We start from the raw sequence: 17,397 nt of genomic DNA, 5'->3' as shown, positions 1-17,397 counted from the left end.
AAGCTATGAAGGATTTTCTTGCTCCCCCGCCCGTGAAGTTGCCCGTTGATCCTGCTGCGTCTGTGCTTGATGACGCCGCGCCGGTCGCTGTTGCCCGCACGCACCCGACGTCATCATTGGTGTGGGCGCGTTTGGCGGAGCAGGCTCGTGCTGAGGGCGAGGACATTCAGGCCTATGCTTTTGCTCGTACGGGGTACCACCGGGGGCTGGATGCTTTGCGCGCTAATGGGTGGAAGGGTTTTGGCTCGGTGCCGTGGTCGCATGAGCCTAACCGTGGGGTGTTGTTGGCGATTGCCCAGTTGGCGTTGTGTGCTCAGGCGATTGGTGAGGATTCGGAGTATGACCGTTGCCGGGCGTTGTTGTCGGATTGCGATCCTGCGTGCGTAGAGACGTTGCTGGCGTAGCGCCGGTATTGTGGTCAGCATGGCACTTCCACCTTTAAGTACTGGCAGAGCGGTTGTTACTGGCGCGTCGCAGGGCATTGGCATGGCGATGGCGCGGGATTTGGCCCATTTGGGTTATGACGTCACGTTGGTCGCTCGCCGACGTAACGTGCTGGAGGAGTTCGCGGCTGAACTGCCGGGTTCGCCGGAGGTCTTCCCTTGTGATTTGTCGGATGCGGCCCAGCGTGAGCAGTTCAATGAGTACCTGCGCACTACTGATGTGGCTGTGTTGGTTAATTCTGCTGGTATTGCTAGCTTTGGTCCTTTCATGAAGCAGGACTGGCGGTATGAAACCCAGCAGTTCGAGCTCAATGCTTCGGCGGTGTTTGAGGCTACGCGTGCTGTTCTGCCTCAGATGCTTGAGCGGGGGAAGGGGGCTATCTGCAATGTTGGTTCGGCTGCTGGTGATGTGGTGATTCCAAACAATGCCACCTACATTTTTACGAAGGCCGGTGTGAATGCGTTCACGGAGGCTTTGCACTACGAGCTGCAGGGCACGGGTGTGCATTGCACTTTGCTGGCGCCTGGGCCGGTGCGTGAAGCGCACATTCCAGAGGAGCAGCAGTCGATCGTCGACAAGGTTGTTCCGGACTTTTTGTGGACGACGTATGAGTCTTGTTCACAGGAGACTCTGCGGGCGATGTCTGCCAATAAGCGCCGTGTCGTTCCTGGCCCGCTATCGAAGTTCGGCAGCCTTGTTGGACGTGCGTTACCGACGGCGATCAGTGCGCCGTTGATTGGTTCCTTCTACGCGAAAATGGGTGAATAGCAGCGATGGATAACAACCGTCTTGTGTGGGTTGATCTGGAGATGACCGGGCTGGATACCTCCCGCCATGTGATTGTGGAGGTTGCCGCCATCGTTACCGATGGCGATCTCAACCCCCTGGGGGAAGGCATCGATCTTGTCGTGCACGCTACTGACGAGCAGTTGGCGGAGATGGACGACTTTGTGACCAACATGCACACCTCTAGTGGTTTGGTTGATGAGATCCGCGCGTCCACCACGACGCTCGAGCAAGCAGAGGACGCAGTGTTGGCACTTATTGAGCAGCATTGCTCTGGTGCTGCTCCCTTGGCTGGGAATTCTATTGCTACGGACCGGTCGTTTATCCGCGCCTTTATGCCCCGCTTGGATGAGGCGTTGCATTACCGCATGGTGGATGTCTCCAGCATCAAGGAGTTGGCGCGCCGCTGGTACCCGCAGGTGTACTACTCTCAACCGGCTAAAGGGATGACCCACCGTGCGCTGCAGGATATTCAAGAATCAATTAAAGAGCTTGAGTACTATCGCGCGGCTGTGTTTGTGCCGCAGCCGGGTCCTTCTAAGGAGTATGCGGAGCGCATAGCCAGCGGTTTTGTTAAAAGTGCAGAACCCAACTAGTATGTAAAACCGCTGCTTGAAAAAGCTAGCGATGGTGGCTGTAGTTCAGCTGGTAGAGCACCAGGTTGTGATCCTGGGTGTCGCGGGTTCGAGCCCCGTCAGCCACCCCGATTGAAATGCCCCGTGTTGGTTTTCCAACACGGGGCATTGTTGTGTGTGAACAGAACCCCACCCCACGAAAACGATGCCAAAAACCAGGGCTAAAACTATGATTTTCGACACATACAAAAAATCCCCTAACCGGGAATATTTCCTGGTCAGGGGATAAAAGTGGGCTATCAGGGACTCGAACCCCGAACCCGCTGATTAAGAGTCAGCTGCTCTGCCAATTGAGCTAATAGCCCTCAAGCAATTTCTTGCTTTCAGTCGCTGCCGTGCTGGCAACGAAGAGATATATTACGCACCTTTATCGATCTTGCAAAATCGGCAGGTCAAAACATGTTTTAGCACTCAGTCAAGCCGCACTTATAGCTCCTGCGGCATGCCGTTATGTTTTCGCGATCATTTCGGAACAGCATTGTGTCCAACTACAGGCCTGTTGGGGTCCATGCTTGTAGCAAGTCCGGTGTAGAGTCGAAATCTGATGTTTTTCATTCTCAACAGGGAAGTTCAGCGAGTGAAGTTTTTTAATCGATCACGTCCAGCAATCGCAGCCGCGTTTACGTGCGCGATGCTCGTGTTGGCTGGATGCACCATCGATCGGGGGGCTCAGGAAGAGGCTGCTGCGACCTCTACTGAAAAGAAGCTCCCCCCTGTTGCGTCCGTCGACAATGGTGAAACCAACGTCAATCCGGCAGAGCCTGTCACCGTTAAAGCATTGTCGGGCACGTTGTCGGATGTCACCATGACCAACCAGGATGGCAAGGCCGTTGAGTCGAAGCTGAGTGCGGACAAGAAGAGCTGGACGACGGATGAGCCTTTGGGGTTCTACCGCACGTACACGATCGTCGCGCATGATACTGAGGGCGGCACCTCCACCATCGAGTTTTCCACGACGGAGCCGGCGGCTGTCGCTGATGCCTACCTGTCCCCCCTTGCTGACTCCACGGTGGGCATTGGTCAGGTCATCAGCATTCACTTCACCCAGTCCATTGTTGATCGTAAGGCCGCGCAAGACACAGTCAGCATCACCACCAATCCGCCGGTAGAGGGGGCTTTCTACTGGTTGAACAATCAGGAGCTGCGCTGGCGCCCGAAGGACTTTTGGACTCCCGGTACCACGGTGGATGTTGATGTGAAGGCCTATGGCGCGAACTTGGGCGGCGGCATCTACGGTGACGGCGACAATCACACCAATTTCACGATTGGTGACGCAGTCATCGCAACCGCTGACGACAACACGAAGCAGATTACGGTCACCCGCAACGGTGAAGTCATCAAGACGATGCCCACGTCTATGGGTTCGGCGAAGTTCCCCACCCCCAATGGGACCTATGTTGTTGGCGACCGTAATGCGGATCTGATCATGGACTCCTCCACCTACGGCTTGGCCATCGACGCTCCGGATGGGTACCGCACGGATGTGAAGTTTGCGACCCAGATGTCGTGGTCCGGTATCTACGTCCATGCGGCACCGTGGTCGGTGTGGGCTCAGGGTAGCCAGAACACCTCGCACGGCTGCCTCAATGTGTCTACGGATAATGCGCAGTGGTTCTTCAACAACATGAAGCGTGGTGATCCTGTGATCGTCAAGAACACCATTGGTGGCACCCTGTCTGGCTACGACGGTTTGGGAGATTGGAATATCCCGTGGGCGGAGTGGAGTGCCGGTAACGCCGACGACTAGCAGGCATGTAAAAACCCCTTGGTTGTGAACCAAGGGGTTTTTACGTGGCCGTGTGCAGGGCGTTTTACTTGCGCTCTTCCAGGTACTTCTTGATGGCCTTGAGTTCTTTGTTGCGCTTGCGGCTGCGGGAGACGCTGAATGCGATGCCTGCGACCACAACAGCGGTCAGGCCTGCGACGATGGCCTGAACCTTGGGGTCCTTGAGTTTTTCAGCTGCGGTGGTTTTTGCGTCGTCAACCAGGTTGGCGGGCTTGCCGCGTTCGGCGAGTTGGTCGAGGGTGCTGGCCAGCTGATTGCGGGTGCGTTCGATGTCGCGTTGGATGTCGTTAATGTCGCGTGCCATTGGTGCAGTGCTCCTTTTGTTAACTGTTAACGCACCCATCCTAACAGCCAGGTACAGTAGTGGGCATGTCTGAACGTTTGGCCATTGGTGATGTTGCCCCCGCGTTTACCCTGCCTGCCGATGATGGTTCGCAGGTGAGCCTGTCTGATTTCGGGCGCGTGCTTGTTTATTTCTATCCGAAGGCATCCACTCCTGGGTGCACGAAGGAAGCGTGCGATTTCCGCGACGCGTTGTCTCAGCTTAATGACGCCGCGGTGGATGTTGTCGGCATTTCGCCGGACAAGGTTCCAGCACTTGCGAAGTTCCGCGACAATCAAGAGTTGAATTTCCCGTTGTTGTCGGATGAGGACAAGTCCGTAATGAAGGCCTGGGGCGCTTTCGGGGAGAAGAAGAATTACGGCAAGGTTGTTCAAGGGGTCATTCGTTCCACTTTTTTGGTGGAGGACGGCAAGATCGCTTTGGCGATGTATAACGTGAAGGCCACTGGGCATGTTGCTCGTGTGTTGCGTGAGCTAGACCTGTGATTTTAGTTCCGCGGCGTCGTCCTGCTCAGCAGCGCAGTCGTGAGCGTTTTGACCGTATTTTGACGGCGGCTCGCACTGTGCTTGTTGACGTGGGGTTTGAGTCTTTCACTTTTGATGAGGTGGCGAAGCGTGCTGAGGTTCCCATCGGGACGCTGTATCAGTTTTTCGCGAACAAGTATGTGTTGATTTGCGAGCTTGATCGTCAAGATGCTGCTGGCATTGTCTCTGAGTTGCGTAGTTTTGCTACGCGGGTGCCGGCGTTGCAGTGGCCGGACTTTTTGGACGAGTTCATTGATCACTTGGCTGGTTTGTGGCGTGGTGATCCTTCGCGTCGGGCGGTGTGGCATGCGATTCAGTCGACGCCGGCGACCCGCGCGACTGCTGCGGAGACTGAGCGGGAGATGCTTCAGTTGATCGCTACGGTGATGAAGCCTTTGGCGCCTGCGGCACCGGAGTCGAAGCGGATGGAACTGGCTGGGATTTTGGTGCACACCGTGAGCTCTTTGTTGAATTTCGCTGTGCGTGATGAGGGGGAAGAGGGCGCGGTGTCGGATGCGAGCTTTGATATGACGGTGAAGGAAATCAAGCGGATGCTTGTGGCATATTTGTTTGCGGTGGCCACTGGCTAACTTCACGGCTTCTGGTTGATTGTCATGTCGCCGCAACCGCCCCACCCCCGAAGGGCTATACTGGCAGAACATGACACAGACTTCCACCGGGTTTAACCGCCAAAAGTACATTGACATGCAGTCCGAGCACATTCTCGCTCGGCGGGAGCAGCTCGGGGGCAAGCTCTACTTGGAGATGGGCGGGAAACTCTTCGACGATATGCACGCCTCCCGTGTGCTGCCTGGTTTCACCCCTGACAACAAGATCGCCATGTTGGACAAGCTCAAAGACCAGCTGGAAATCCTGATTTGCATTAACGCTAAAGACCTCGAGCGTCACAAGGTTCGTGCGGACCTGGGCATCCCTTATGAGGAAGATGTGCTGCGGTTGGTGGATGTTTTCCGCGAGCGCGGATTCCTCGTCGAAAACATTGTGATGACTCAGTTGGAGGATTCCAATGCCATCGCTATCGCTTTCAAGGAACGCCTCGAGCGTCTTGGGTTGAAGGTCGCGAAGCACCGCATCATCGACGGTTACCCCTCCGATACTCGCCGCATCGTCAGTGACGAAGGTTTCGGCCTCAACGACTATGTTAAAACGTCCCGCGACCTGGTGGTCGTCACTGCTCCCGGCCCGGGTTCCGGCAAGATGGCGACCTGCTTGAGCCAGGTGTACCACGATCACAAGCGGGGTATTGCTGTCGGTTACGCCAAGTTTGAGACGTTCCCCATCTGGAACCTGCCTCTTGAACACCCGGTGAACTTGGCGTATGAGGCCGCAACGGTCGACCTTGATGACATCAACTTGATCGACCCCTTCCACTTGGCCGCGTACGACAAGAAGGCGTCCAGTTACAACCGTGATGTCGAGACCTTCCCGCTGTTGAAGGTGCTGTTGGAGGAAATCTCGGGTGCGTCGCCTTACCAGTCCCCCACTGACATGGGTGTGAACATGGCGGGTTATGCGATCGAGGATGACGCTGTGTGTCAGGCCGCTGCCCGGCAGGAAATTATCCGCCGTTATTTCAAGGCGCTGGTGGAGGAGCGCACCTTGGAGTTGGATAGCACGCTGAGCAATCGCGTTGCCGTGGTGATGTCGAAGGCTGGCATTAGTGTTGCTGATCGTTTGGTTGTTCAGCCGGCACGCGATGTTGCTGAGGTTACTGGCGCTCCGGGTTCTGCGATCGAGTTGATGGACGGCACGATCATCACTGGTAAGACGTCACCCTTGTTGGGTTGTTCTGCTGCGATGTTGCTCAACGCTTTGAAGCATCTTGCGGGTATTGACGCCGCGGTGGATCTGTTGAGCAAGGAATCGATCGAACCCATCACGGAGTTGAAGCTTGCGCATTTGGGTTCGAAGAATCCTCGTTTGCACACTGATGAGGTTCTGATCGCTTTGTCTGTGTCTGCTGGTAGCGACGCTAATGCTCGTGCTGCTCTTGATCAGTTGAAGAATTTGCGCGGCTGCGATGTGCACACTACCACGATTTTGGGGTCTGTGGATGAGGGTATTTTCCGCAACCTTGGTGTGTTGGTCACCAGTGATCCGGTGTATCAGCGCAGTGGTTTGTACCGCAAGCGCTAAAGCACCATGCGGGGAATTATTGGCTGGTGGGGGCGATAAGGCAGACGGCTGTCGCGTAGTCGCCATCATGGCTTATACTCACGCGCGGCAGCCCCAACCCGCCCTCGGTATAAGCCTGCCCAACGCTGCCGCTTAAGCGGTAGCCCACTCTCCCCCACCTATCAGCCACCACCTCGATATCTGACCACACTACTTGCTCCTGCGACAACGGCGACGGTGTGCCAAACAATGCCTGCTCCCACGCCTTGATGAAGGCCTCTTTCGCGGCCCAACGCCCCGCCAGGTGCTCTGCACGGTTGCGTGCTGACGCCGCACGCCGCAGCTCACCTGCACTGAACACTGCTTCAAAGCGGGATCCGGGTTGCGCTAGCTGCTCCGCAAAAGCCGGGATGTGCACTAGGTCGACGCCCACCGTGCCGCCCACACCACCGCCGCTACTGCAAGAGCCTCCGCCAGACTGCATTACCATGCCCTATCCCTTCGAAAAGCTTCTACTGCTCGAATCGGTAGCCAACGCTTGGCAGGGTGATGAAGTGCCGTGAGTTTTGGGGTCGGCCTCCAGTTTCTGCCGCGGTTGCGGATCAGGTAGTCAACGATCCCCCACTCGTTGGGCGTCAGGTTGACCTCTTGACCTTCCACCCACACCTGCCGGTTCGATAGGTCAAAGCGCAGGCGCCCGTCTGTGGTTTCCACCACGGAGTTGGATTCTGCTGCCCCGACGGTCCGCCGACGTAATGCCACACGCACGCGCGCCAGAAGCTCACTCATGTTGAAGGGTTTGGTGACGTAATCGTCGGCACCCAGATCCAGTGCTTCGATCTTTCCTTGTTGCTCGTGTCGCGCCGACACCACGATGATCGGGGTGTCGGTCCACCCGCAGGTGCCTTGCAGCACGCTCAGGCCACTCATGTCCGGCAGCCCTAAGTCCAGCAGGATCAGATCGGGTGACCATTCGCCAGCAATCCGCAGCGCTAATGACGCCGTGTTGGCCGTGCGCACCTCGTAGCTGCGGGCCTTCAACTTGATGCTGATCGCGTGAGCCAACGCGACGTCATCCTCCACGATGAGGATCTTTTGCGGTGCGTTCACGTCACTCCTGTGGTGTCACGGGCTGGTGTTTGGCTGCTTTCAGTGTTAGCACAAACGTAGCACCTCCGGTGGGTGTTGGTTCATGTTCCAACCGACCGCCCATTTCTTCGACGAAACCCCTTGACGCTTTTTTAACAGCGCCGTTAACGCCCGCCACGTACGCTGCGCAGATCGGCACGCGGCGTCATAAATGCGTTAAAAACGAACCGCCCCGCGAGACCTTTTGAAACGGTCCCACGGGGCGGTTAAACACTAGCGAATAGATGCTCGGCTAGAGCTCGCTACTGGTGCGCAATACGCCGTCTACCAGGCGCGCAGCCGGATCCAGCAGCACTGCGGCTTCGCGCTCCTTCGCGGCATCACCGCTGGCTCCGAGGTTGCGATCCACGGGGCGGGTGTACAGCGGATCGCCACCATACATCGCCGACACAATGCGGGCGTAACCTGCCCGTTCGCGCCTGCCAGCCTGCTCGGCATAGTCCGGGTTGACGCGGCTGGCCAACTGCACGAACAGATCCGGGTGAACAATCGCGATCAGCGCAGACACGTGGCCGAAGCCCAAAGAGGTGACCAAGCCGGCCTTAGCTTGGAAAGCCAAGGGCTGACGCAACCACACCAGGTGCTGGTGCTTAGCCAATACCGGATCGACGCAATCCAGGGAACGGTTCGGCGGGATCACCCCACCACGCAGCACCTGGGTCAGGCCGATGATCTGGAAAGCTGCGGCACCACCCTTGGCGTGGCCCGTCAGAGTCTTCTGCGAGATCACGAACAAGGGGTTGCCCTGGGCGCGGCCCAAGGATGCGGCGATGCGCTCGTGTAGATCGGACTCGTTGGGGTCGTTGGCAGTGGTAGAGGTGTCGTGCTTGGAGATGATCGACACCTCATCGGCGAACACACCATGGTCGCGCAATGCCACAGCCAGGCGGGACTGCGAGCCACCCTGGGCTGCAGACAGTGCACCCAAGCCCGGCGCGGGGATGGATGTGTGTGCTCCGTCGGCGAAGGATTCTGCGAACGCGACGACGCCGTGGACGGGCAGGCCGAGCTGCGCAGCAACGGAACCGCGGGCCAGCAAAATGGTGCCGCCACCTGCGGATTCAACGAACCCTGCGCGGCGTCGGTCGTTGGCGCGGGAGAAGTAGCGCTCCTCGATGCCCTTGGCTGCGAGCTCCCCGGAGGGTGCGGTTGCCGCCATGTCGCCGAAACCGGTGATGCCTTCGATGGATAGGTCGTCGAGACCGCCGGCGACGACGAAGTCTGCCTTGCCCAGTCGAATCTTGTCCATGCCCTCCTCCACGGACACTGCTGCGGTGGCACAGGCGGCGACCGGGTGGATCATCTGCCCGTAGCCGCCGACGTAGGACTGCATGACGTGTGCGGCCACGACGTTGGGCAGGGCTTCCTGCAGGATGTCGTTGGCGCGGGGTTCCGCCAGCAGACGGTCAATGTAGAGGCTGCGCATGGATTCCATGCCGCCCATGCCGGTGCCTTGGGTGGAGGATACGCGGGTGGGGTGGATGGCCCGCATGATCTCTGCGGGGGTAAAACCGCTGGAGAGGAAGGCGTCGACGGTGCAGACGAGGTTCCAGCAGGCGACACGGTCCAAATTGTCGGCCATGTCTGCGGGGATGCCCCACACCTTGGGGTCGAAGCCTTCGGGGATTTGACCGCCGACGAAGCGGCTCATGGCCATGCGGCGGGGCACGCGGACGGCGGAGCCTGCGGGGCGGGTGACGATCCACTCCCCTGTCTCCGGGTCGACGTGTGCGGTGGTGCCGTCCTCGGAGTCGACGAAGGTGCGTGCATCTTCCTTGGATGCGACCTGGAAGCTCAGCGGCTGGTCGAGGTAGATGGTGGTCAGTTCGGGGGCGAGGTTGTCGACCATGCCGAAATCATCGTGGTAGCGGCGCACACCGACGCGTCCCAGGACCTCGTCGTGGAAGCGTGCGTAGATGTCGGCTTCGTCGATTTCTTCGCCACCATCGGTGATGACCCAGCCGTTGTCCCAGTTGATCAGGCCCATGGACCAGGCCAGTTCGATCACGCCGGCAGCCGAAAGGTCGCCGGATAGTTCTGCGTCGAAGCGGGTGCGGGAGGAACCGTAGGGGCCGAGTTCGCCGGCGCCGACGATGACAACCATCTCGTCGAGGCTGCGGGTGGCCTTGGAGAAGTCCAGGCTGGTTGCTGCTGGCGGCGCGTACGGGTTGGGCAGCGCGGTCAGCACCCGGGTGGGCTCTGCATCTTCGGTTGTTGACGCCGCGTCTGCCGCGCGTTGTGCGTCGCGGCCCAGCTGTGCAAGGTCGAGGTCGGCTTCGCCCAAACCACCGGTGAAGTCAACGGTGACGGGGCCGGTAGCGGCCTGTTCGCGCACATCAGCGGTGACTTGTGCGACGAGCTTTTCTGCCATTTCCTCGGTGGAGTAGGTGGTCACGCCTGCGGCTTCGACGGCGTCGACTAGGGGGTCGTTTCCGCCCATCAGGCCGGTTCCGCGTACCCATCCGATGTGTGCGTGGACGAGGCTGGTGCGGTTACCCCACACGGGTTCCGCATACCAGCGGGTGACCAGCGCATCGAGGGCGGCTTTCGCTTCGCCGTAGGCACCGTCGCCACCGAAGCGACCACGGTTGGGCGATCCCGGAAGGACGACGTGCATGCGGCGGCCGACGTGGGTGTCGGCGGCGATCTCGCTCAAGCCGGCGATGAGTTTTTCCACCGACCACAGCAGCAGACGCATTTCGTTTTCGGCGCGGGGGCCGACGTCTGCCAGGGTACCCATGACGCGCGGGGCGGCGAAGGGGAACAGCAGGGTCGGCACGAGTGCCGGCTTGAGCTGCTTCTTCTGCCCGTTGACGGTGGCGGTTTGTTCGTTGCCGATCCATTCGATCAGGGCATCGAGGTCACCGTAGCTGGACAGGTTCGCGGGGGCCACCCACAGTGCCGCGTTGCCGCGGGCGTTGTTGCGGTACAGGTCCTTGTAGTAGCCCAGGCGCGCATGCCCAAGCGAGCTGGTGGTCACAACAACCGTTGCGCCCTGTTGCAGAAGGTTAGCCACCACCGATGCGGCGATGGAGTTCGGTGATGCGCCGGTGACCACCGCGACGTCATCAGCCAAAGGCAGGTTGCGGGTGTCGCGCGCTGCGGCTGCGTGTGCGCTTAAGCCCCAGTAGTCGGCTTGGGCTGCGACGGCTTCGCCTGCTCCGGTGAATGACGCCGCGTCCATCTGTGCAGCATCAACGGCACCGGTTGCCAGGCGGGCGAGGTCTTCACGGGCGGACGCCCAGCGGTCATCCAGCAAAACGGCGCGCTCGGGGGTGAAGGCGCGGCTGACCTGGCGGGGCCAATCGGAGCCCAGTTCGCGGGAGATCAGCTCGAAGATTTTCTCGTCGGCCTCGTCCTCGGAGAGGCCTTCGGTCTGCGGCACGTGGTTGAGGCCCAACTGCGCCAGGATGGTGCGCGCGGTTTCCGCCAACACGCCAGCCTTGCCGGTGACCTGCTCGGCGAACGCGCCCAGCGCGGCGGAATCCACCACGCCACCACCGGCGCCACCTGCGGAAGGCAAGCCCACGGACACGCCATGGTTGGCTGCGACCTGGGCGACCGCGGCGTCAATAAGCGCATCGAGTTCGCCGGCGTTGGAGGGGCTGGCGGGGCTCAAGGTGGCCAGATCCCCGCCGCGCAAGGATGCGCCTTCGCGGGAACCTGTGACCACAGCTGCGACGACGTGATCGGCCCAGCCCTGGCCAAGCTGCCAGGTGCCCGTCACGCGCTCTGCAACATAGGCGGGGCGTTTGCCCGTGGGGCCGGTGATGCGGCGCAGTGCGTCGGCCGTCGCGTCGCTGAGCACGGGGCCGAAGGCGGTGTAGCTCTTGGCCATCTTGGTCACGGTGACCTTCAGGTCGGACAGTTCAGCGTCGGCGGCACCATCGATGGCGCCCAAGCCGAACTCCACGCCCAGGTCGAGTAGCAGCTGGTTGCGGCGCGACGACACGCCCTCTACCAGGGCCTCGATGCTGTCGGCGGGGGCCATCTGGTCGGGGCGGACCTTCGTCCACAGGGCGATCAGAAGTTCGGTCGCATCTGCGGGGGTGAAGGCGATGTCTGCGGGGCGCTCCCCACCGGCAGGGGCCGCGGGTGCCGCCGGGGTTTCGGGGGTTTCGGTTGCGGCCAGCGCCTGGTTGGTGGTGTGGCGGACCTCGGCCATCGGGGCCTCTTGCTGCTGCTCAACAATGACGTCGCGGGTGACCTCATCGCTTGCAAACACAATCGCGCGCTCACGCTCGACGTTGAGCACCTCCACCGACGCAGCCTTCGCCGCATACTGCGGCAAGCGCAACGTCTGGCCCATCATGTTCGCAAGCGTCGGGGCAGAGCCCACACCGACCTCAACAAAACGGTCCACACCGTGTCCGCCCAGGGTGGTCAACGCCAAATCTTGGGTCTCGATCCAGCGCACGGGGGATGCAAACTGCCACGCCAGCAACTCAATCAACATGGTGCGGGCGACACGCTGCACCTCAGGATCATCCTGATCCTCCAAACCGACAACCTGATCCCCGCGTGAGGCGAAGAACTCCGCGGCGTCATCAAGCAAAGGCGAATCCACAACCTCGCGCATGGCGTCGACGAACCCAAGCGACAGCTCGAACGGGCGGGCCACAAGGTTGGGAATGTAACGGCCCAGCAGAACCTCAAGGTCGATGCGATCCGGCAGTAGGTTGGTCAGGTGCTCGCGGAAATCAGCGACACCATCGCGCAGCACACTGGAGTGGAAGGGCACGTCGATGCCGGGGATCATGATCAGCGCGCGCTGGCTTGGGGCCTTCGACTCCGCCGCAGCCCCCAACGCCTTCAGGCCAGCAACCGTGCCGGCCACCGCGTACTGCAGACCGGCCAGGTTGTAGTTGACGATCTCCAAAAACTCGCCGGACTGCTTCGACACCTGGGCGACAAACTCCGCGACGTTATCGGCCGTCAGACCCATCTTGTTCGGGCGCAACGCTGCAAGACCATAGTTAGAATTGCCCTGCTCATCGCGCTCGACAAGGCGGTGCATGGTGAGGCCGCGGCGGTAAACGATCTCCACCACCGACTCCAGCGACAGCACGCCCGCGTAGGCGGCCAAGGCGTTGTATTCGCCCACCGAGTGGCCGGCGAAAAACGCCCTCTGATTCAGGGCAGAGGCCTCGCGCATCTCCGCCACCTGCGCCACACCCAAAGTAGCCATCGCGACCTGGGTGAACTGCGTCAAAAACAGCACGCCCTTTGGGTGGTAGAAACGCTCCCCTTGCACGACAACCTCAACCGGGTTGTTCCGCACGATCTCCAGCACGCTGAAGCCCAACTTGGCGCGGGTGTGCGCATCCGCACGATCCCACACGCCGCGGGCAGCAGCGGAACGACCATAGGCGTCCATACCCATGCCCTGGGATTGGATGCCCTGGCCGGGGAAAGCATAGAAGGTGGTAGGCGCCGCCATCACAGCCGTAGCCTTCAGCACAAGGTTGCCGTCGACCGTCGCGGTGACCTCGCGGACCTCGCCGCAGCCCGGGCGGTTGTCAACACCGGCGCGCTCCACCACAAACTCGATGCGGGCACCGGGCAGGATCGGGGCGAGCATGGTGGCTGTGTATTCCACCACGCGGCTAGCACGGGTTGCGGGGCCTTGCTCGCCGGCGTAAGCACCGGCGGCGATCAGTTCCGCGATGGCAGAGGTCCACATGCCGTGAACGATCACACCCGGCAACCCGGCCAACGCGGCCGCAGTATCGGAGACGTGGATGGGGTTGCGGTCGCCGGTAACGATCGCGAAACTCGTCATATCTTGCGGCGCAGTCACAGATGCCTGCGCGCGGAAGGAACGCGGCGTGTCCACCACGCTCGGCAGAATAGAAGTATTGGTGCGGGCAACAGCCTTGCCGCCGCGACCACGGATGGCGAAACGTTCGCTCAGTGTTGCCACCGGCTGGCCATTCTGGCTCAGTCGGGCGCGGACAACGACGATGCGCCCCATGTCCGTATCGCTTACTTCCTCCGCACGCGCCTCAATATCGACGCTCGTGCCGGCTGCAGGCAGGGTCTCTTCCACCAGCTTCAGGTGGTGCTCCAGGTGCACCAGCGACAGCATGCCTTCAACCACTGAAGCTGCGTCCGTACCCGGGATCACGGCAGCCTTCACAGCCGCGAACACCGCCGGCCACGCCAAGCCCACCAACACATCGGGTGCAGTGCCGCTCGCCCGGATCTCACCCGGCAGGAAGGACTGCGTGACCGTGTTGTACTGGGCGATCAGGTCCTCGGTGATCTGCGCCTGCGCGCGTGCCACCCCACCGTCGACCTCCGCCAGGGTCCCGCCAGCCGCAACGCGGGTGAGCTCGCCCATTGCGGCCTCCGCGTCCTCCTGGGTGACCACCGGCACGACGTGCGGCTGGGAGGGATCAGCCGTCAAACGGATCCGCAACTGAGCACCACCAGTAGTGCCAGCGCCCCCGATCGGCGCAATCAACTCTGCATGCGTCTCATCTAAGGCACGCAGTTGCGCACCCGTGGCCTTGTGCACAGCCACAGCACCCGCGCCGGCGCCGTCCCCCGCGGCGTCATCAGTGATAGTCCACTGGCTGGGCTCGCCAATGCGCGCCACCAACGACCCAGTATTACGACCAGCCCAGAACGTACCCGGCGCATGCAACACATGGGTGACGACGTCGCGCGCCTCAATCCCCGCAGCATCTGCCTGCGGCTCATCCGACTGCGCCGCCAACGCCTGCACACGCTCGGCAGAGACATCACAGAAACGCTGCAACAGATCCGCAACCGGCTCATCCTTCACGGTGATACCAGCGACAGCCTCCGTACCAGGGATCACGCACACCTGATCGGCGTCATAACGCGGATCCTGCGCCTGCCACAAAGAATCCGAACGCCACCAACGACGCACATCCTTATCAATGACCGGCACAAAATTCACCGGCTTACCCGGGGTGCGCGCAAGCTTCACAAACCACGCCACATCCGCCGGATGCAACAACTGCGTCGCCGCCTGCGGGTAGAGCTCCTCCAACCGATTGATGACGCCGCGGGGCTCACCCGCCACATCAACCTGCGCCTCAAACTCGCCCTTATCCTGCGGATTCAGGCGAGCCTCCGCACGGGCAACCATCTGCTCAAAACGACGCTGCCAACTAACATCCACCCAATTCGGGTACTCCTCGGTAGGGCCAGACAGCTCAAGGTAACGGCCCAACCACTCGGCATAAGTCATCGCCTCAAGGTCACCAAAATAGGGCTTCGCAGTCTTGCCGATAGCCTCAATAATCTCCGCGCGTCGGGCGGCAACCGCGGCCTCATCCCCCGCGACGTCATCAAGCAAACGGCCAGCCTTCGCCGCAGAATTATCAATCTCGTGAATATCCGCACCCAACTGCGAACGGCCAGACGCCATGCCATTTTTCGCATGCCCCGCGCCAATCCACTCGTCAACACCCTGAGTGTCAACCAGCAGCTGCTTCACAGAATCGCTCGTCTTGGCCTCTTTACACGCCATCGTCACGGTACCCAGCAAAATGCCATCAACCGGCATCAGCGGACGATCATAGGCACGCGCCCACTCGCCCGTGATGTAATCCGCAGCGCGCTCCGGCGTACCAATACCACCACCCACGCACAACACAACGTTGTCACACGCGCGGATATCAGCATAGGTCGCCAACAGCAGATCATCCAGGTCCTCCCACGAGTGGTGACCACCCGCGCGGCCGCCCTCCACCTGAATAATGATCGGAATATTCGGCACCGCACGAGCAACCGCCAACACATTAGTGATCTGCTTGATCGCGCCGGGCTTGAAGACAACCCACGGGAAGCCCGCAGTGCGCAGCTCGTGGACAAGCACTACGGCCTCGTCATGCTCCGGCATGCCGGCGGTGACCACAACACCGTCGATCGGAGCGCCATTCGCGCGGGCCTTCGCCACCAGGCGCTTGCCGCCGATCTGCATCTTCCACAGATACGGGTCCAAGAACATAGAGTTGAACTGGGCATTCACGCCCGGCTCCAACAATTGCTGCAGCTTCGTCAGGTTGCCCTCGAGGATCTCCGGAGTCACCTGGCCGCCACCAGCAAGCTCCGCCCAGTGGCCAGCATTCGCCGCGGCAGCGACGATCTCTGGGTCAACAGTCGTGGGCGTCATACCCGGAAGCAGCATCGGGGAACGCCCCGTAAGCTCAGTGAACTTGGTGACCACACGAGTACGTCCATCCACCTGCTCCACACGCGGCGCGAAACGCGACCACGCAGTCGGCAACTCCAACGGCTGACCCAAGTCAAACAAACGGGCCTGCCCCTCAGCGGAATCAATCGCGAAAGAACCAACACCCAAACCAGCAACAATTGGGGCGGTGAGCATATCGACACCGCCACCCGGGCCGACATCAAAAATCCACCGGGCCCCGGCATCAACAGCACTATTGACATCAACAACCCAATCCACAGGATTGACCATGACATCCTCGGCGATACTGCGCGCCAGATCGGTATCCAAGCCACACGCCTCGGCTAGCTTGACCACGCGATCCACTGCAGGAATCAACGCAGTGTGGTGGAAACCCACCTGCACATTCAACGGAATAAACGTCGGATTAAACGGAGTGCCCCCCTTGAGCTTGTCCGCAATCGCCTGCGCATCCTTGGCCGCCCACGCCGCCAGCACATCCTGAACCCGCGCGACGTCTTCAGGCGTGCCCACCAACACATAAGCATCGAAACCATTACGCAGACCAATCTGCGGGCGCAGCTCATAGCTTGCATCAAACAGCTGATCAATCGCAGTCTGCAGCTTCTCGCGGCTAATACCCTGGATCAGCAACATCGGCATCGTGCCCTGCTGCTCAACATCACCATTCTGGATCAAACCGACCTTGCGAGCCTGGTGCGTCACGCACACACCAACCAGCTCCGCGATCGCCAAAATAGGCGCCGGATTCAGCAGGTCAGCGAGCAAATACTTGCCCAACACACCCTGCGAATGGCCAATAGCAGCCACCGCATTTTCAATCGGCAACCCCTGCGCCTCCAAGTTGTTCAACACCGCCAACTGGGACACAAAAATGCCCGGCACACTCACCGCAGCCTGCGCGAAATCATACGTAGGCGCACTCTCCTGCTGCATGGCCTTCGCCCAATCCACCGGCGCGAAACCAAAGGGGCGGGAGGCAGCAACCTCAGCGGCAACGGGAGCAAGCAGATCGCCCGCGGCGTCAACAATGTCTTGAACATCACTACCCGCCCCAGCGGCAGTCGCCTGCGCCAAGGTGGACAGCCAATCAAAACCCTGGCCTGCGAAAGCCAAAGCGAAAGGCTGGCTGCCCAGGCGATCCAGTAGTCGGTCAGTTCCAAAAGCGTGCAGATTCGTGGTCACGGTGAAAGTCGTCTCCCATGTGGTTGTTGTTCTTTACTTTTCCGCAGCGTGCGTGTTCGCCGCGGGTTGTCGCAGCGTGCGGGCTGGTTTTAAACCTTTCGACTTCCGAGCGTTGCCGTTGTCTCGCTAGCGCGAGATATAGAACATGACGAATGCCTCAAGTTTTAACTTTTCCACTATTGCATAAAACTTGAGGGAATAGTCATATTTTGTGCAGC

Annotated in this window: 11 protein-coding genes and 2 tRNA genes; 8 read left to right on the top strand and 5 right to left on the bottom strand. The window is 60.4% G+C overall.

Features of this window, described 5'->3' with window-relative positions; genetic code table 11:
• Nucleotides 1-5: 5 nt before the first annotated feature.
• From L1C91_RS05355 to L1C91_RS05340, 4 genes are all read left to right on the top strand, one after another.
• A complete protein-coding gene (locus L1C91_RS05355) occupies nt 6-404 on the top strand; it encodes a DUF3151 domain-containing protein (RefSeq protein ID WP_234858340.1) in 399 nt (132 codons plus the stop codon).
• A gap of 19 nt (nt 405-423) precedes the next feature.
• Nucleotides 424-1,212, top strand: coding sequence for a mycolate reductase (gene cmrA, locus L1C91_RS05350; RefSeq protein WP_234858339.1), 789 nt, complete (start codon nt 424-426; stop codon nt 1,210-1,212).
• A 5-nt stretch (nt 1,213-1,217) separates the two neighbouring features.
• Complete coding sequence (orn, locus tag L1C91_RS05345; RefSeq protein ID WP_234858338.1) at nt 1,218-1,826, top strand: oligoribonuclease; 609 nt, start codon at nt 1,218-1,220, stop codon at nt 1,824-1,826.
• 34 nt (nt 1,827-1,860) lie between these two features.
• Nucleotides 1,861-1,933: transfer RNA gene (locus tag L1C91_RS05340), tRNA-His, on the top strand.
• A 164-nt stretch (nt 1,934-2,097) separates the two neighbouring features.
• Here the strand turns inward: L1C91_RS05340 and L1C91_RS05335 are convergent.
• Nucleotides 2,098-2,170: transfer RNA gene (locus tag L1C91_RS05335), tRNA-Lys, on the bottom strand.
• A 326-nt stretch (nt 2,171-2,496) separates the two neighbouring features.
• On the opposite strand from L1C91_RS05335, the gene L1C91_RS05330 reads away from it, so the two are divergent.
• Nucleotides 2,497-3,612, top strand: coding sequence for a L,D-transpeptidase (locus tag L1C91_RS05330; protein ID WP_234858440.1), 1,116 nt, complete (start codon nt 2,497-2,499; stop codon nt 3,610-3,612).
• Between the two features lie 64 nt (nt 3,613-3,676).
• Here L1C91_RS05330 and L1C91_RS05325 read toward each other — a convergent pair whose 3' ends face one another.
• On the bottom strand, nt 3,677-3,955 hold the full coding sequence (locus L1C91_RS05325; protein WP_234858337.1) for a DUF3618 domain-containing protein: 279 nt from the start codon (nt 3,953-3,955) through the stop codon (nt 3,677-3,679).
• Between the two features lie 65 nt (nt 3,956-4,020).
• On the opposite strand from L1C91_RS05325, the gene bcp reads away from it, so the two are divergent.
• The 3 genes from bcp (at nt 4,021) to L1C91_RS05310 (ending at nt 6,675) form a co-directional block, all read left to right on the top strand.
• Nucleotides 4,021-4,479 (top strand): thioredoxin-dependent thiol peroxidase, encoded by a 459-nt coding sequence (gene bcp / locus L1C91_RS05320; RefSeq protein WP_234858336.1) that lies wholly within the window; start codon nt 4,021-4,023, stop codon nt 4,477-4,479.
• Nucleotides 4,476-5,108, top strand: a complete 633-nt coding sequence (locus L1C91_RS05315) for a TetR family transcriptional regulator (RefSeq protein WP_234858335.1) — start codon at nt 4,476-4,478, stop codon at nt 5,106-5,108. The genes bcp and L1C91_RS05315 overlap by 4 nt, the downstream gene beginning before the upstream one ends.
• Nucleotides 5,109-5,178: 70 nt before the next feature.
• On the top strand, nt 5,179-6,675 hold the full coding sequence (locus L1C91_RS05310; RefSeq protein ID WP_234858334.1) for a DUF1846 domain-containing protein: 1,497 nt from the start codon (nt 5,179-5,181) through the stop codon (nt 6,673-6,675).
• Between the two features lie 16 nt (nt 6,676-6,691).
• Here the strand turns inward: L1C91_RS05310 and acpS are convergent, their stop codons facing one another.
• From acpS to L1C91_RS05295, 3 genes are all read right to left on the bottom strand, one after another.
• A complete protein-coding gene (gene acpS, locus L1C91_RS05305) occupies nt 6,692-7,138 on the bottom strand; it encodes a holo-ACP synthase AcpS (protein ID WP_234858439.1) in 447 nt (148 codons plus the stop codon).
• On the bottom strand, nt 7,138-7,764 hold the full coding sequence (locus tag L1C91_RS05300; RefSeq protein ID WP_234858333.1) for a response regulator transcription factor: 627 nt from the start codon (nt 7,762-7,764) through the stop codon (nt 7,138-7,140). The genes acpS and L1C91_RS05300 overlap by 1 nt, the downstream gene beginning before the upstream one ends.
• A gap of 271 nt (nt 7,765-8,035) precedes the next feature.
• Complete coding sequence (locus L1C91_RS05295; RefSeq protein ID WP_234858332.1) at nt 8,036-17,179, bottom strand: type I polyketide synthase; 9,144 nt, start codon at nt 17,177-17,179, stop codon at nt 8,036-8,038.
• Nucleotides 17,180-17,397: the final 218 nt, after the last annotated feature.

It is taken from the genome of Corynebacterium argentoratense (assembly GCF_021491455.1).
In the GTDB taxonomy this organism is placed as follows: Bacteria; Actinomycetota; Actinomycetes; order Mycobacteriales; family Mycobacteriaceae; genus Corynebacterium; species Corynebacterium argentoratense_A.
This window is presented reverse-complemented; position numbering and strand designations above follow the sequence as displayed.

Coding starts and splice junctions, on each gene's coding strand:
- L1C91_RS05355 (WP_234858340.1), top strand. CDS start 6: ATGAAGGATTTTCTTGCTCCCCCGCCCGTGAAGTTGCCCGTTGATCCT.
- cmrA (WP_234858339.1), top strand. CDS start 424: ATGGCACTTCCACCTTTAAGTACTGGCAGAGCGGTTGTTACTGGCGCG.
- orn (WP_234858338.1), top strand. CDS start 1,218: ATGGATAACAACCGTCTTGTGTGGGTTGATCTGGAGATGACCGGGCTG.
- L1C91_RS05330 (WP_234858440.1), top strand. CDS start 2,497: ATGCTCGTGTTGGCTGGATGCACCATCGATCGGGGGGCTCAGGAAGAG.
- L1C91_RS05325 (WP_234858337.1), bottom strand. CDS start 3,955: ATGGCACGCGACATTAACGACATCCAACGCGACATCGAACGCACCCGC.
- bcp (WP_234858336.1), top strand. CDS start 4,021: ATGTCTGAACGTTTGGCCATTGGTGATGTTGCCCCCGCGTTTACCCTG.
- L1C91_RS05310 (WP_234858334.1), top strand. CDS start 5,179: ATGACACAGACTTCCACCGGGTTTAACCGCCAAAAGTACATTGACATG.
- acpS (WP_234858439.1), bottom strand. CDS start 7,138: ATGCAGTCTGGCGGAGGCTCTTGCAGTAGCGGCGGTGGTGTGGGCGGC.